This window comes from Nonomuraea phyllanthi (genome assembly GCF_006334985.2).
Classification (GTDB): domain Bacteria; phylum Actinomycetota; class Actinomycetes; order Streptosporangiales; family Streptosporangiaceae; genus Nonomuraea; species Nonomuraea phyllanthi.
In genome coordinates this window covers 133,710-149,079 of sequence record NZ_VDLX02000017.1, presented here as the reverse complement: position 1 = coordinate 149,079, position 15,370 = coordinate 133,710, and the positions used below count along the sequence as shown (strand labels likewise).

Annotated in this window: 9 protein-coding genes; 3 read left to right on the top strand and 6 right to left on the bottom strand. The window is 72.3% G+C overall.

Annotation, left to right across the window (positions count from 1 at the left end):
- Positions 1 to 38 precede the first annotated feature (38 nt).
- Positions 39 to 1,100: a DUF6461 domain-containing protein gene (locus tag FH608_RS37020; RefSeq protein WP_139635038.1), complete on the top strand. Its 1,062-nt coding sequence runs from the start codon at positions 39 to 41 to the stop codon at positions 1,098 to 1,100.
- A 190-nt stretch (positions 1,101 to 1,290) separates the two neighbouring features.
- Here the strand turns inward: FH608_RS37020 and meaB are convergent, their stop codons facing one another.
- The gene (gene meaB, locus FH608_RS37015) at positions 1,291 to 2,259 is read right to left on the bottom strand and encodes a methylmalonyl Co-A mutase-associated GTPase MeaB (RefSeq protein ID WP_139635037.1); all 969 of its coding nucleotides are present in this window, start codon (positions 2,257 to 2,259) and stop codon (positions 1,291 to 1,293) included.
- A gap of 103 nt (positions 2,260 to 2,362) precedes the next feature.
- Here meaB and FH608_RS53965 point away from each other — a divergent pair, with 103 nt between their 5' ends.
- Positions 2,363 to 4,801 carry a protein kinase domain-containing protein gene (locus FH608_RS53965; RefSeq protein ID WP_139635036.1) on the top strand — a complete coding sequence of 813 codons (2,439 nt, stop codon included), beginning with the start codon at positions 2,363 to 2,365 and terminating at the stop codon, positions 4,799 to 4,801.
- On the opposite strand, the gene scpA is transcribed toward FH608_RS53965, so the two are convergent.
- From scpA to FH608_RS36980, 5 genes are all read right to left on the bottom strand, one after another.
- On the bottom strand, positions 4,795 to 6,942 hold the full coding sequence (gene scpA, locus FH608_RS37005) for a methylmalonyl-CoA mutase (RefSeq protein ID WP_139635035.1): 2,148 nt from the start codon (positions 6,940 to 6,942) through the stop codon (positions 4,795 to 4,797). The two genes, FH608_RS53965 and scpA, sit on opposite strands and share 7 nt — an antisense overlap.
- Positions 6,939 to 8,867, bottom strand: coding sequence for a methylmalonyl-CoA mutase subunit beta (locus FH608_RS37000; RefSeq protein WP_139635034.1), 1,929 nt, complete (start codon positions 8,865 to 8,867; stop codon positions 6,939 to 6,941). The genes scpA and FH608_RS37000 overlap by 4 nt, the downstream gene beginning before the upstream one ends.
- A 56-nt stretch (positions 8,868 to 8,923) precedes the next feature.
- A complete protein-coding gene (locus FH608_RS53200; protein ID WP_226900233.1) occupies positions 8,924 to 10,792 on the bottom strand; it encodes a peptidoglycan-binding protein in 1,869 nt (622 codons plus the stop codon).
- Between the two features lie 80 nt (positions 10,793 to 10,872).
- Positions 10,873 to 11,811, bottom strand: a complete 939-nt coding sequence (mtnA, locus tag FH608_RS36985) for an S-methyl-5-thioribose-1-phosphate isomerase (RefSeq protein WP_139635033.1) — start codon at positions 11,809 to 11,811, stop codon at positions 10,873 to 10,875.
- Positions 11,812 to 11,828: 17 nt separating this feature from the next.
- Positions 11,829 to 13,694 carry a CASTOR/POLLUX-related putative ion channel gene (locus FH608_RS36980; RefSeq protein ID WP_139635032.1) on the bottom strand — a complete coding sequence of 622 codons (1,866 nt, stop codon included), beginning with the start codon at positions 13,692 to 13,694 and terminating at the stop codon, positions 11,829 to 11,831.
- Positions 13,695 to 13,789: 95 nt separating this feature from the next.
- Here FH608_RS36980 and FH608_RS36975 point away from each other — a divergent pair, with 95 nt between their 5' ends.
- Positions 13,790 to 15,367: a serine/threonine-protein kinase gene (locus FH608_RS36975; RefSeq protein ID WP_193318835.1), complete on the top strand. Its 1,578-nt coding sequence runs from the start codon at positions 13,790 to 13,792 to the stop codon at positions 15,365 to 15,367.
- The last annotated feature ends 3 nt before the right edge of the window (positions 15,368 to 15,370 follow it).

The window sequence follows — 15,370 nt, the reverse complement described above, 5'->3', positions numbered from 1 at the left end:
TCCGCCCGATTGTCGGTGAGGGTCGGCATACTGCCCCAGTGATTGACGAGATGCAGCGCCGGTATGCCGATTTCCTGCACCGCAACCCCTATCTCACGCAGGCCACCTGTTGGACCGTCGTGCAACCGATCGCCTCCCCCTTGACCGTCGAGGCCATCGCCGAGCGACTCGGTGGACGGGCTGAGGACCTGGAGCCGGAGCCCGACGACGATGTGGACGAAGCCGACTACGAAGGGGCCTTCTACATCAGCCACGACGACGCGTCGTTCATCCTCTATGAGGACAACGGCTACCAAGGCAGCCGTCCGGAGGTGCTGCGGCGGCTGAGTGACGGCGCCCGCGTGATGAGCCTTTTCTGGAACATCAACTGGACGGCCCGGCTGACGTACGCCGCTTACGGCACGATCGTCACCGCGTTGGACCCGAAGCTTCCCGGTGAGCGACGGGGTAAGACTCCGCACGTACTCGACGCGGAGCTCGCGGTCCTGGAGGCGGCGGCCGAACCTGGTCAATGGCAGGCGGCCGCGATGGCCGTCGTCGAAGCCGTCACCGGAGTAAGGCTCGATCTGCCTGACGCGAGCGCGCCGCGACTGCTGCTGGAGGAGACCATCCCGGATGACCCGCGCGCTCCGAGCGTGCTGGGCACCGTCGATCCCGATCTGGACGTTCGGCTGCGCCTGGCACCCGAGCCCGTCCGGACCGCGGTGATCCATCGCGTCGTCCACGCCTACGTCGCGGCAACCGGCCTCGCGGGCGAACCCATGGTCCAGGAGGCACTCGACCGCCTCGTGACCGGCGGCGGTGAACCAAGGCGAGCAGGCGCCGGCCTGACGCCGCTCCTGGTCCGGCTCATGGAAGATCGGCGTGACCGGCAAGGAGCGGTTCTCGCGGAGGACCACCCTGTTTCGCGCCGGTTCTGGGCGGCGCAGGCTCTGGACGAGGCCATGCCCGGACGCACATGGCCTGATCGGCTGGATGCGCTCGCCAACGCGCCCACGATCCTCGGCGACATGTGGCCGGCGCTGCGTGCCCAGCTCACAACCATGATCGACGAAGGGGCGAACTCACCGTCCACCCGCGCTCCTCAACCGTACGAATAGCCATGCCCTGGACAGACGCGCTCGCTCGGGCTGGTCACACGTTCGAGCACGGCATCCAGCCCCAGGATGGGGGCGCCTACGCCAATGGGCGAAAGACGCTCAGCCAGGGCAGCCCTACCGAGGGTCCCGCTGTGCTTCTCGACGCCGGGAATTGATCACCGTGTCGCGACGACCCCTGAATGCAGGGGCGTCAGGGGCGTTTGAAGGCGGACAGGAGCCGGTCCGCCGCCAGCGCCGGTGTCAGCTCGCCCGCCAGCACCTCGCGCTCCACCTCCCCGGTGATCGCCGCCACCTCGGGGTCGTTGCGCAGCTCGGCCAGCAGCCGGTCGCGGACCAGCGTCCACGTCCAGCCCACCTGCTGGCGGCGGCGCTTGGCGGCCAGGTCGAGGGACTCCTGGTGGGCCAGCACGTGCCGCCAGAGCTTCTCCAGCCCGTCGCCCGTGAGCCCGCTGCACGTGAGCACCGGCGGCGGAGTCGTGTCGGAACGCAGCATGCGCAGCGCGCCCGCCAGTTCCCGCGCGGCCTTCCTGGCGGGCAGCTCGTGCTCGCCGTCGGCCTTGTTGACCGCGATCACGTCGGCCAGCTCCAGCACGCCCTTCTTGATGCCCTGGAGCTGGTCGCCGGTGCGGGCCAGCGTGAGCAGCAGGAAGGTGTCCACCATGTCGGCCACCGCGGTCTCCGACTGGCCCACGCCCACGGTCTCGACCAGGACGACGTCGAAGCCGGCCGCCTCCACCACGACCATGGCCTCCCTGGTGGCCTTGGCGACGCCGCCGAGCGTGCCGGAGGTGGGCGAGGGGCGGATGAACGCGGCGGGATCGGCCGACAGGCGCGCCATGCGGGTCTTGTCGCCGAGGATGCTGCCGCCCGTCCTGGTGGACGAGGGGTCCACGGCGAGCACGGCGACGCGGTGGCCGCGCCCGGTGAGCATCGTCCCGAGCGTGTCGATGAACGTGGACTTCCCCACACCGGGCACGCCCGAGACGCCGACCCTGCACGCGTGGCCGGACAGCGGGGTGAGGTCGACGAGCAGCCGCTGCGCCAGCGCGTTGTGATCGGGTCTCGTGGACTCGACCAGCGTGATCGCGCGGGCGATCCACGTGCGGGAGCCGGCCCGTACGCCTCGGGCGTAGTCCTCCAGCGAATGCACCCGACTCACCCCCTTTCTTCCCAGTTGATCAGCTTAAGCTCTGACAAGGTTTGACATTTGCCAGTAGGGTGCTGGAGTTCTCATCTCAGCCGTCACAGGAGTCACTCCCCTCATGCCCAACGTCGAACCCCTGCGCGAGGGCGACCCGGCAACGGTGGGACCCTACCGGCTGGTCGGTCGGCTCGGCGCGGGCGGCCACGGTGTCGTCTATCTCGGCCAGGCCCGCAACGGCACCCCCGTCGCCGTCAAGGCGCTGCGCGAAGGGCTCGCCGGGGACGACCGCCTCGCCAGGGACATCGCCGCCGCGCGCAAGGTCCAGCCGTTCTGCCTCGCGCAGGTGCTCGACGCCTCGACGGGCGGCAGGCCGTACATCGTGTCGGAGTACGTGGACGGGCCCTCGCTCCAGCAGGCCGGCCGGCAGGGCGGGGCGGACCTGCAGCGGCTCGCCGTCTCCACCGCGACCGCGCTGGACGCCATCCACCAGGCCGGCGTCGTCCACGGGGACTTCAAGCCGTCGAACGTGCTGCTCGGGCCGGACGGGCCGCAGGTCGTGGACTTCGGCCTCGCCGCCGCGCTCGGCATCGGCGTCCAGGCGAGCGGCGCCTTCGTCGGCACGCCCGCGTACATGGCGCCCGAGCAGCTGGCCGGGAGGCCGGTGGGGCCGCCGGCCGACGTGTTCGCGTGGGCGTCGGTGATGGTCTTCGCGGCCACCGGCGTCCCGCCGTTCGGCGACGACTCCCTGCCCGCGGTGATCAACCGGGTGCTGAACGACGAGCCCCAGCTGGGCGAGCTGCGCGGTCTGGTCCGCGAGATCATGCTGGGCTGCCTGTCCAAGGAGCCTCAGGACCGTCCGGCGATGCGCGACGTGCTGCTGCGGCTCACCGCGCCGTCGCGCCGGCAGGCGGCCCCTCCCCAGACCGGCTCCCCCCACATGGGGGCCGACCACGGTCAGAGCGCGCACCCGTCCGGCGCCCGTCCCTCGGGCGCCTACCGGACCACGGACCAGGCCCAGGGCGCCTACCAGACCATGGACCAGGCCCAGGGGGCCCATCCGGGCACGGACCAGGGTCACGGGGCTTACCTGGGTTCGGGCCAGGGCCAGGAACCCTATCCGGGCGCGGACCGGGCTCATGAGGGTTACCCGGGCATGGATCAGGCTCAGGGGGCGTATCCGACCGTCGATCAGCCGCCGGCCCAGCAGCAGACCGTCGACCAGCCGCCGACGGCCTGGCAGCAGACGCTCGACCCGGGCCTCGACCAGGACACGCCGCCGCGGCGGGTGCGCGCCCAGGCCGCGAGCCCCGAGCAGCCGCCGCCTCTGCCGCGGCGCCGCGGCCCGCACCAGAGCCAGGGTCGGCCCGACCCGGCCGCCGTCCACCACGAGCAGGATTCGCCCCAGCCCTACGGCCGGGAGCCGATCCCGAGCCACGTCCAGGACCCTGCCGCACACCACGGCCACGAGCCTCCGGCGTACCACGGCCAGGAGTCCCAGGCGCGCTACGGCCAGGACTCCGCCGCGCATCACGACCCCGAACCCCCCGCTCAGGAGCCGTCCCGGCACCACGGCCAGGAGCCGGGAGGGAACTTCGGCCAGGAGCCCGGCGGGCGGTTCGGGCAGGAGCCGGCCGGGCACTACGGGCACCAACCCGGCGAGCGGTTCGGCCAGGAGCCCGGTGGGCGGTTCGGGCAGGAGCCAGGCGGGCGGTTCGGGGAGGAGGGCGGCCCGCAGCAGGGCCTGGGCTCGGCGGCGTTCCCGCTGGGCGCGCCGGTCGCGGCCCCCGTCCCGGCGGAGTTCGGGCTCTCGGAATCTCCCGAGCGCGCGGCGGCGGCCGAGCCCGCGCAGGGCGAGCCGGCGGCCCCGGGACCGGCCATGGCGCAGCACTCGGCGCTGGTCGACATCCTCGTACCGGGCGATGCCCCGCCCCAGGACGGGGCTCCGGCCACGGCTCCCGCGCCGCCGCGCCGGTCTGGGCGGCGGATGAAGACCGTGGTCATCGCGGGCGTGTCCGGCGTCTCCGTGCTGGTGCTGGCCGGCGCCATCATGTGGCTCACCCCCACGACCCCCACCCCGAAGGCCACGAACGTCGCCGTCGTGACCAGCGCGCCCACGACCTCGGCGCCCGCCACGCCCACGCACCGGCCGAGGCGGACGCGTACCCCCGGGCCCAGCTCGCAGACCGACGGCACGCCGAGCTCCGTCCCGACCGGCGGCGCCTCCACGAAGCCCGCCGTGGACGGCCGGCTGCAACTGGTCTACGTCCGCGCGGGCGGCACGAGGAACGGCGACTGCTGGTCGGGCGGCGAGGTGACGCTGGAGGCGCTGGTGCAGCGCACCGGCCGTCCTCTCACGTTCAGGTACGCCTGGTACATCGACCGCGTGGTCGTGGGCCGCGCGTCGTCGGAAGTCCCGCAGAACGGCCAGCGCTACCTCGCCGCTCCGCGCAACCTGCGGAGCACCGGGGGCGTACACCGCGTCACGTTCCGGATCACGTCGCCGATCGCCGCCCAGCGCACGATCTCCGTCACGATGTGCGAGAACGGCACCTACTGACGGCGCCGCAGCTGCTCCAGCAGGTCGAGGGCGGCGTCGGCGATCACCGTGCCCGGCGGGAAGATCGCGGCGGCGCCCGCGGCCCGCAGCTCGTCGTGGTCGCCGGGCGGGATGACGCCGCCGACCACGATCATGATGTCGCCGGCGTCGAGGTCGGCCAGCGCCCGGCGCAGCGCGGGCACGAGCGTGAGGTGCCCGGCGGCCAGCGAGGACACGCCCACGATGTGCACGTCGGCCTCGACCGCCTGCCTGGCGACCTCCTCCGGCGTCTGGAACAGCGGACCGACGTCCACGTCGAAGCCCAGGTCGGCGAAGGCGGTGGCGATCACCTTCTGGCCGCGGTCGTGGCCGTCCTGCCCCATCTTGGCGACCAGGATGCGCGGGCGGCGGCCTTCGGCCTTCTCGAAGTCGGCGCAGGCGAGGCGGACGCGCTCGATGGCGCCGGAGGGGCCTGACTCGTCGCGGTACACCCCAGAGATGGTACGGACCTGCTCGGCGTGCCTGCCGAACACCTGCTCCAGGGCGTCGGAGATCTCGCCCACCGTGGCCTTGGCGCGGGCGGCGTCCACGGCCAGCTTGAGCAGGTTGTGCTCCAGGCCGGGTGCCGGGTGGCCGGCGGCCTTGGTGAGCGCGTCGAGCGCGCGCCGCACCGCGCCGGGGTCGCGCTCGGCCTTGAGGCGGGCCAGCTTGTCGAGTTGCCGGGCGCGTACGGCGGTGTTGTCGACCTTGAGCACCTCGACGTCCTGGTCGCTGTCGGCGCGGTACTTGTTGACGCCGATGACCGGCTGCCGCCCGGAGTCGATGCGGGCCTGGGTGCGGGCGGCCGCCTCCTCGATGCGCAGCTTGGGCAGGCCCGCCTCGATGGCCCTGGCCATGCCGCCGGCGGCCTCGACCTCCTGGATGTGGGCCCAGGCGCGCTCGGCCAGGTCGTGGGTGAGGCGCTCGACGTAGTAGGAGCCGCCCCAGGGGTCGATCACCCTGGTCGTGCCCGACTCCTGCTGGAGGAGGAGCTGGGTGTTGCGGGCGATGCGGGCGGAGAAGTCGGTGGGCAGGGCGAGGGCCTCGTCGAGGGCGTTGGTGTGCAGGGACTGGGTGTGGCCCTGGGTGGCGGCCATGGCCTCGACGCAGGTGCGGGCGACGTTGTTGAACACGTCTTGCGCGGTCAGGGACCAGCCGGAGGTCTGGGAGTGGGTACGGAGGCTCAGAGATTTCGGATTTTTCGCGTTAAATCCGGAAACCAGGTTGGCCCAGAGCAGCCGGGCGGCGCGGAGCTTGGCGACCTCCATGAAGAAGTTCATGCCGATGCACCAGAAGAACGACAGCCGGGGCGCGAACCGGTCGATGTCCATCCCGGCGGCCACCCCGGCCCGCAGGTATTCGACGCCGTCGGCCAGCGTGTAGGCCAGCTCCAGGTCGCACGTCGCGCCGGCCTCCTGGATGTGGTAGCCAGAAATGCTGATGGAGTTGAATTTCGGCATCTTCTCACTGGTGTACGCGAAGATATCCGAAATAATCCGCATCGACGGCGCTGGGGGATAAATGTAGGTGTTGCGGACCATGAACTCTTTGAGGATGTCGTTCTGGATGGTCCCGGCGAGCTGCTCCGGCGCGACGCCCTGCTCCTCCGCCGCCACGATGTACAGCGCGAGCACGGGCAGCACGGCGCCGTTCATGGTCATGGACACCGACATCCGGTCGAGCGGGATGCCGTCGAACAACTGCCGCATGTCGTAGATCGAGTCGATCGCCACCCCGGCCATGCCCACGTCACCGGCGACCCGGGGGTGGTCGGAGTCGTAGCCCCGGTGCGTGGCCAGGTCGAAGGCCACCGACAGGCCCTTCTGCCCGGCGGCCAGGTTGCGGCGGTAGAAGGCGTTGGAGTCTTCGGCCGTGGAGAAGCCCGCGTACTGGCGGATGGTCCAGGGCTGGTTGACGTACATGGTGGGGTACGGGCCACGCAGGTACGGGGCCGCGCCGGGGTAGGTGCGCAGGAAGTCGAGCCCTTCGAGGTCGCGCGCGGTGTAGAGCGGCTTGACCTCGATGCCTTCCGGCGTCTCCCACACCTCGGCTGCCGGCTCGGGCTCCTCGGGCGCGTCCTTGGGCAGGGCGTTGAGCGGGATGCCCGAGAAGTCGGGGATCATCGCGTCACCTCCAGGTGGTCGAAGGTCTCGCGGAGCACGGCCAGCGCGTCGCAGCCCGCGTAGAGGTTTCCGTCCACGCCTTCGTAGTGTCCCTTCCCCGCCAGCCACACTTTCCTCGCGCCCGCCCTGCGCAGCGCGGCGGCCACGGCCGCGGCGTGCTGGGCGTACAGCTTGTCGGTCGAGCACAGGCACACGACGGGGGTGCCGCTCACGGCGTACGCGGTGGCGATCTGCTCCGGGTCCGTCCCGGGGCCCGCCGTCTCGGTGTCGAGGCCGCCGGCGCGGAAGAGGTTGGCGGCGAACGCGGCTCGCGCGGTGTGGGCGGCCACGGGGCCGATGGTGGCGAGGAACACCTTGGGCCGCTCGATCTGCTCGTCGGCGGCGTCCCGCAGCGCCTCGAACGCCTCGGCGTACCGGACCCGTGGCAACCCGCCCCCGGTCCGGCCCTCCGGCTCGGGGCTCTCCCCCCTGCCGGACGCACCGCCCACGGACGCCTCCCCCGGCACGGGCTCGGCACCTGGCGGCGTCTCGGCGGGCGACCGGCCGGCAGCGGGCGGCGCCTGACGCAACGCGGCACCAGCGGCGGGCGAAGGCGCGGCGGTGGGCGGTGGCGTCACGTGGGGGCCGTTGGAGGCGAGGCCGGGGACGGTCGTGGGCGAAGGGGGGCGGACCGGTTTCTCGTGGAGGTCCGGGAACTCGCTCACCCCTGTGATGGGAAGGCGCCGGTGGGCGAGGTCGGCGGCGCGGCGGGCGCGGGTGGCGGCGACGCGCTCGGCGATCAGCTCCCCGGCCCGCGCGATCCCGCCCGCCGCCTCGATCTCCTGGAACCACCCCCAGGCGACCTCGGCCAGGTCGGCTGTGCGGCGCTCGACGTACCAGGAGCCGCCGGCGGGGTCGACGACGCGCCCCACTCCCGACTCCTCCAGCAGCAGGGACTGCGTGTTGCGGGCGATGCGGCGGGAGAAGGCGTCGGGCAGCCCGAGGGCGGCGTCGAAGGGCTGCACCGTGACCGCGTCGGCGCCGCCCACCCCGGCGGCGAAGCAGGCGACGGTGGTGCGGAGCAGGTTCACCCAGGGGTCGCGGGCGGTCATCATGGCGGAGCTGGTGACGGCGTGCTGGCGCTGGCCGCCGTGCCGGGGGGCGCCGCAGACCTCGGCGACCCGGGCCCACAGCCGGCGGGCCGCGCGCAGCTTGGCGACGGTGGCGAACTGGTCGGCGGTGGCGGCGTACCGGAACTCGATCTGCCCAAGCGCTTGCTCAATAGTGAGCCCGCCGTCCGTGAGCGCCCGCAGCTCGGCGACGCCCTGGGCGATCGAGCAGCCCAGCTCCTCGGCGTCGCTGCCGCCCGCGTCGTGGTACGGCGTCGCGTCCACGGTGATGGCCCTGAGCCCGGGGAAGCCGGCGGCGCAGCGCAGCGCCAGGTCGAGCCCCGCGCCCCCGGCGCAGGAGGCTCCCAGGTTGCCCCGCACCGCGTCGCCCCGCCCGAACAGCACCTCGGCGGCCTCGCGTGCCTGCTCCCCCGCCTCCAGCACGACCGGCGCCAGGTCGAGGTAGACGTCGCGGAGCACCGCGCCCAGCGCCGGCGCGGGGATCGCGCCGTCGCCCACGACGAGCCAGAGCGACGTGACGCCGTTCTCCAGGTCGGCCAGCACCGCCTCGGGGTCGGCCACCGCGTGCCGCTGCCGCACGTCCCACCCGGTCACGCCGGCGGCTCCGCGCACGAACGGCGGCTCGCCGGGCAGCCCGGGATCGCCCGGCAGGTCGTCGAGGTCGTAGAGCGGCGCGACCGTCACTCCGTCATAGGTGACGGAGGACAGCGCCTCCTCGGGCGAGGCCGTCTCGACGCCCGATCGGCGCAGCACCTCGACCGCCAGCTCCCGCCAGCCGTCTCGGGACACGGACACGAAACCCGAAGCCAGTTCCATGGTCGGATATTAGGCGGCGCGCCAAGATCCCGGTAACCCCGGGGCCACCCCTTACCTCAGGAGACAGGGGCCTCCCATGCCAGCCGCCACGTGACAGGCCCCACCACGCCGTCGTCCGTGACGCCCTGCTGCCGCTGGAACCGGCGGCACACCTCGCGCGAGCCGGGCCCGTACGCGCCGTCGACGTCCAGGGACCAGCCCCGCCTTCTCATCTGCGCCTGCCACGTGCGCACGTCGTCGCCGCGCGTCACCGGCGGGTACGTGAGCAGCCGTCCGGGGAACGGCGGCGCGGCCGGCGGGTCGGGCCGGGTGGGCGGCGCCGCGCCCGGGCGTGGCGCGCCCCGCCTGACCCAGGCGTAGAGGGGGTCGCCGGGGCAGTCGGTCGCGTAGCCGTCGCGGTGCCCCTTGATCTCCTTGCCGGCGTCGCCCTGGTCGCGCGCGTACTGCACGGCGTCGAGGATCGCGTGCAGGACGCCGTCGGGCGGCTCGACGAGCCCGGCGTTGCCCACCAGGCCGAGCACGGCGTAGTGGCCGGTGTTGAGCCCGGGGCCGTTCGCGGCGGGCAGGTGGTGCAGCCCCCGCCCCTCGAACACCTTCCCGTGCGGGCACGCGATCATGGTGTTGCCGGTGAAGTAGACGGTGCCCTTCCTTCGAGCCAGCCAGCTCTGGTTCTCGGTTCGAGGACACCAGATCTGGCCGTGGTACATCTCTTTCTGGATCTTGAAGTTCGCGTTTCCACGCCGGGCGGCGGATCGAGGCGTGAGGTATCGCTGTCGACGGACCGTCACCTGCCACATGTCCGTCTTGAGGTTGCCCCTCGGCGGCACACGGCGAAGTGATGCTCCCGCTCCTGAGAGCAGCACGGCGAACATGAACGCCTCCGCGCCCGCCCGGGCCTTCTGCGCGAGCTTGTCGCGCCCGGCGTTGTCCGCAGCCAGGGACGTTTCGAGGAACAGGGCGAGCTGGGCCTGCGACAGCGACAGGAGGAACTCGAACCCCGGCACCCTGCCGGGTGCCACCTCGATCAGTTGCCTGCCCGCGTCGGCCGAGAGATGGAACTCGACGAGATCATCGTTGATCGCTTCCCGCCATCGAGGAATGCCGTCCGTGGACCGCCCCTGGCGGGGGAAACGATCGACGGGCGGCCCGAAGACCCCGTGCAGCGCGGCACGGATGCGCATGATGTGCGGTTGGTTGCGCAGCGACTGGTAGATCGCGACGCCGCTCTGCGCTCCCTGCCGGGTGTGCTTGATGTGTCCTTCGGTCCAGAACCACGCGAGCAGTTCCACGAACGCGTCCGACCACTTCAGCTCGGTGGGCAGATCAGCGCAGGGAGCCGCGATCGGAATGCGGTCCCAGTAGCCGAGCGTCTCAGTGGTCGCCCACAGGCGCTCATGAGTGGTGACCGTCCTTTTCGTCCTTCCCGTCGGCAGCCACTTCCCATCCGGCCCCTTCTGCCGTTCGGTTCCGGTACGCCGACGGTAACGCTCCACCGGCCAGCGGTGATGGGGAGTGGTCAAGGAGGAGTGGCAGACGCCCTCCATCCGGATCATCTCCCGCTCTTTCGCAGGGAAGACGCACACTTCGAGCACGGGCTGCCACTCGGACATCCCTGTGCCGTGGTTGAGCGTGAGCGCGAGGTCACCGACCCGCAGCTCTCCGTAGGACTTCCATCCTTGCCGGGTGAGAATCTCGGTTTCCTCGTCGACGCAGTAGCCGATGTCGATCCAGCCGTTTCCGTCCATGTGGTACGCCTGGATGGAGCGCACCATCGCCGCGCACCGCGCGTGGTCGGAGACGATGCCGGGATCGACCCTGCCGCCGGTGTAGTGGACCTTCACACCCTTCGTCGATTCGAGCGCTGTGTAGTCGCCACGCGGCGCGCGGGCGTTCCAGTCTTTTCTTAAGACCAGGTCGATGGCCACGGTGAGCTCCGGGGGTCGCTGTCGAGACCACCGAGCGTAACGCTTGGGACGCGGACGGGTCCGGAAGACCGTGGATTTGGCTAGGGCCGGATCACCCGCTTGTCCGTCACGATCGCGGTGATGAGATCGTGCGGCGTCACGTCGAAGGCCGGGTTCAGGGCACGGGTGCCCTCGGGCGCCACGCGTACACCTCTGATGGTCACGACCTCGTCCGCTCCCCTGTCCTCGATCTCGATGTGCTCGCCGGTGGGGGTGTTCTTGTCGATCGTGGACTCGGGCGCGACCACCACGAACGGCACCCCGGCGCGCTCGGCGCCGAGCGCCAGCGCGTACGAGCCGATCTTGTTGGCGGTGTCGCCGTTGGCGGCGATGCGGTCGGCGCCGACGAGCACCGCGTCCACCTCGCCCCTGGCCAGCAGGTACGGCCCCGCCGAGTCGGCGACGAGCCGGTGCGGCGCGCCCATCCTGGCCAGCTCCCAGGTGGTGAGCCTGGCGCCCTGCAGCAGCGGGCGGGTCTCCAGCGCGAGCACCTCAGACAGCCGCCCGCGCTCGTGGAGGGTCTGGACGACGCCGAGCGCGGTGCCGCGCTCGACGGCGGCCAGGCCACCGGTGTTGCACACCGTCATGATCCGCAGCCGATCGCCTTCGAGCAGGTCGGCTCCGCGCTCGCCCATGGCCAGGCACGCGGCGATGTCGTCGTCGCGCACCCGCAGCGCGGCGGCGAGCACCGACTCGCGGCCTTCGTGCAGGTGGGCGACGGCCTGGTCGACGCCCCACGCGAGGTTGACGGCGGTCGGCCTGGCGGCGCGCAGCCTGGCGATCTGCGCGGGGTCGCCGTCGGCCAGGACGACGCCGAGCGCCCCCGCCACGCCGAGCGCGGGCGCGCCGCGCACGGCCAGCCGCCCGATGGCGTCCACCAGGTCGTCCACGGTGTGGACGCGCAGCATCACGCACTCGTCGGGCAGCAGCGTCTGGTCGACGAGCTCGACGGCGCCGTCCACCCAGTCGATGGTCCTCACAGGGGGAACCCTACGGCTCAGCGCTCGGCCAGGACGATGACCGAGTCCCTGTCGTCCAGCACGATGGGCTCGGACTTGCCGGGGTTCAGCACGATGCCGTAGTGCGGGGGCACGTTGCGCGCCCGGGCGCTGCGGTAGCCGATGGCGGTCTCTCCCCTGCGCCTGGCGGCCTCCACGACCGTGGAGAAGGTCACCTCCGTACCGGTCTTGACGTACGAGGCGGCGGGCCGGGGGTAGATCTCCGAGCCGTGCGAGTCGAACAGGTAGCCGAACACGTCCGCGAGGTGCTGGTTCTCGGCGAGCTGGGCGAGGAGCAGGCCGATGACGGTGTCGCTGATCACGATGTCGTCGGCCTCGGTGACCTCGGCCAGGGCGCGGTTGTTCTCGTCGTGCATCTCGCTGACGATCGAGTAGTGCTCGCCGAGCGTGCTCTGCATGTCGCGCAGCTGGAGCAGCGTCATGAGCGTGCGCGTGTCGGAGTGGTGGATGTCGAAGCGGTCGTCGGACAGCACGATGACGTGCTGGAAGAGGCCGACGCCGAGCGACTCCAGGGCGTACCTGTCGGTGGTGTCGCAGTCCTTGACGTTGACGGTGAGGTTGCGCAGGCCGGCCAGGCCGGTGCCGGCCTTGGGGTGGTCGGCGGCGATCTCCATGACGGAGCCGGGGGCGACGTAGCCGTCGAGGTAGCGGACGATGTGCTCGGCGCGGCCGTTCCAGTTGAGCAGGAGCGTGCGCTCGGGCTCGGTGGGCGGACTGTCCGTCTCGACGATGGCGGACTCGTCCAGGTGCGGCTTGCCGGCGGCCAGGCGGACGTGGGAGTCGTCGTGCGCGATGACGATGACCTGGTCGTCGGCGTTGACGACGGTGTCCGCGGCCGGGTTGAGCACGACGCCCGTCGGGCGGCGCAGGCCGATGACGGTGGCGGTCTGGTAGGCGTGCAGCGCCTCGCCGTACGTGACGCCGACGAGCTTCTTGGGGGTGCGCAGGTAGATCTCGCCGCCGTCGAAGTTGAGCAGGTCCATGCAGACGACGGACATGCCTGACTGGCGCGAGGACTGCACGATGAGCCTGGACGCGGTGTCGTCGGAGTCGACGAGGTGCACGTCGGGGCCGCCGGCCAGGCGGGCGGCGGCGAGGTTGCGGCTGGAGGCCAGTGCGGCGACCACCGGCGGGTGCACGCCCTCGCGCTTGGCGAGCGCGAGCAGGATCTTGATGACGTGCGCGTCGGGGTCCTCCCGCTCGGGGGAGAGCACGACGACGGAGCGGGCGGCGGCCAGGTTCATCAGCGCGAGGTCGCGCGGCTCGGTGGGCCGCCCCGTGCGGCAGACCACGCGGGTCCTGCCGAGGTCGCCGACGGCCTCGCGGATCTCCTCCTCCATCTCGAGCTTGTCACGTTCCGCGAGGATGGCGATGGCTGAGCTCTTCTGGCTGGCGTGCGCCTTGACCAGCTCCCCCACGATGGTGAACACCTGGTCCGACCAGCCCAGCACGACCGTGTGGCCCGACTCGACGATCCGCGAGCGCCCCCGGCGCAGCCGGTCGACCTTCTGCTTGAGCCCGTTCGACAGCAGGCCGACCAGCATGCTGACGACGAACAGCCCGCCGAGCGAGCCGGCGAACATCAGCGTCATGTACGCGGTCGAGCCATCGTCGCTGGAGATCTTGCCCGGGGACAGCGCGTGCATGAGCGCGATCCAGAGCACGTGGCCAGGCCCCGTCACACCCTCGGGCTCGTCCGGCGCGAGCCAGACCGTGAGCGCGGTCACGACGACGATCAGCGCCAGTGACACCAGGGCGAGCCAGCCGATCAGCGAGGCGGTGCCCTTGGACATGGTGTTGTCGAACCAGTAACGCGTCCGCTCACGGAACGTAACCTTCGACACTTCCCCGTTACCTCCGCATAAGGAGTGATTTAACCCAGCCCACCAAGGTACCGGTGGATCATCGCGCGCGCATGGCGGCCGGTAACGTATCGGTCATGGCGACCCCCCTGGAACCAGACGATCCGGCGTCTCTGGGCGGGTACTCCCTGTCCGGCCGGCTCGGCGAGGGCGGCCAGGGCGTGGTCTACCTCGCCCGGTCCCCGGCCGGGGAGCAGGTCGCGGTCAAGCTGCTCAGCGCGGGCGACAAGGAGACGCGGGCCAGGCTGGCGCGCGAGCTGCAGGCGCTGGAGAGCATCGCCTCCTTCTGCACGGCGCGGGTGCTCGACGTCTCGACCCAGGGGCCGCGGCCGTACGTGGTGAGCGAATACGTGGACGGCCCCTCGCTGGCCGACCGGGTGCGCGAGCGCGGCCCGCTGCACGGCGGCGACCTGGAGCGCCTCGCGGTCGGCACGGCCACCGCGCTGGCCGCCATCCACGCGGCCGGGGTGGTGCACCGCGACTTCAAGCCGGCCAACGTGCTGCTGGGGCCGGACGGCCCCCGGGTGGTCGACTTCGGCATCGCGCGGGCGGAGGGGGCGGCCACGCTGTCGTCCGGCCTGATCGGCACGCCCGCCTACCTGGCGCCCGAGCAGATCGGCGGGTCTCCGGCGTCGCCCGCGTCCGACGTGTTCGCCTGGGCCTCGTCGATGATCTTCGCGGCGACGGGCACGAGCCCGTTCGGGGCCGACACCGTGCCCGCCGTGCTGCACCGGGTGCTGCACGCGGAGCCGGACCTGTCGCCGTTGCCGCCGCGCCTGCGCGGGCTGATCGCGTCGTGCCTGGCCAAGGATCCCGCCGGGCGGCCCTCGGCGCGGCAGCTGATGATGTCCCTGGTCGGCCCCCAGGTGCCGCCTCCCGGAGGCCCGTACGAGAGCCCCCCGCAGGGCCGGCGAGGTCCGGGGATCCCGCTGCCGCCGCCTCGCCACGGTCCGCCGTCGGGCGAGGGGCTGGACACGGGGCCGCCTTACCCGGCGCGCGACACCCGGGGCACGCGGCGGGCCCGGTCGCGGGGGCTGCTCGTCGGCGGCGTGGCCGGGGTGGTGGTCCTGGCGGCGGCCGTCGCCACGGCCCTCTACCTCAACGGCGCCTCCGATCCCGGCACGGTGGTGGGCGACCGCACGACGTCGGCGGGCCCGCCCGCCTCCCCCTCGGCCGCCACGTCACCGTCGGCCGCCGCGTCACCGTCGGAAGCGCAGTCACCTCCGTCGGAGGCGGAGTCACCGCCGCCGTCCGCCGAGTCCCCGGAGCCGACCGGCACCCCCGGCCCGTCCGACCCCGGCCAAGGCGAGGACCTCGAGATCCCCGCCGCCTTCGCCGGGACGTGGACGGGCCACACCGACAGCACGAACCCCATGGACTCCGACGGCGCCGACAACACCGTCGTGCTCAAGGCCGGCTCCTCCACCGCCGCGTGGGCCGAGAAGAACCCGCCGTCGACCTGCCGCGGGACGATCAAGCTCACCAAGGTCGAGGAGGCGCAGCTGACGTTCTCGCTGGGAGCGAACGACGGCGGCTGCATCGCCGGCACCATCTGGCTCGCCAAGAAGGGCGACACCCTCACCTACACCTGGCGCGACACGCCCGGGTTCGACATCGTCACCCAGACCGGCACGCTGCGCAGGAGCGGTTCCTAGGCC

Excerpts from the sequence above, each read along its gene's own strand:
- FH608_RS37000 (WP_139635034.1), bottom strand. The coding sequence starts at position 8,867 with ATGGAACTGGCTTCGGGTTTCGTGTCCGTGTCCCGAGACGGCTGGCGG.
- FH608_RS53965 (WP_139635036.1), top strand. The coding sequence starts at position 2,363 with ATGCCCAACGTCGAACCCCTGCGCGAGGGCGACCCGGCAACGGTGGGA.
- FH608_RS36975 (WP_193318835.1), top strand. The coding sequence starts at position 13,790 with ATGGCGACCCCCCTGGAACCAGACGATCCGGCGTCTCTGGGCGGGTAC.
- scpA (WP_139635035.1), bottom strand. The coding sequence starts at position 6,942 with ATGATCCCCGACTTCTCGGGCATCCCGCTCAACGCCCTGCCCAAGGAC.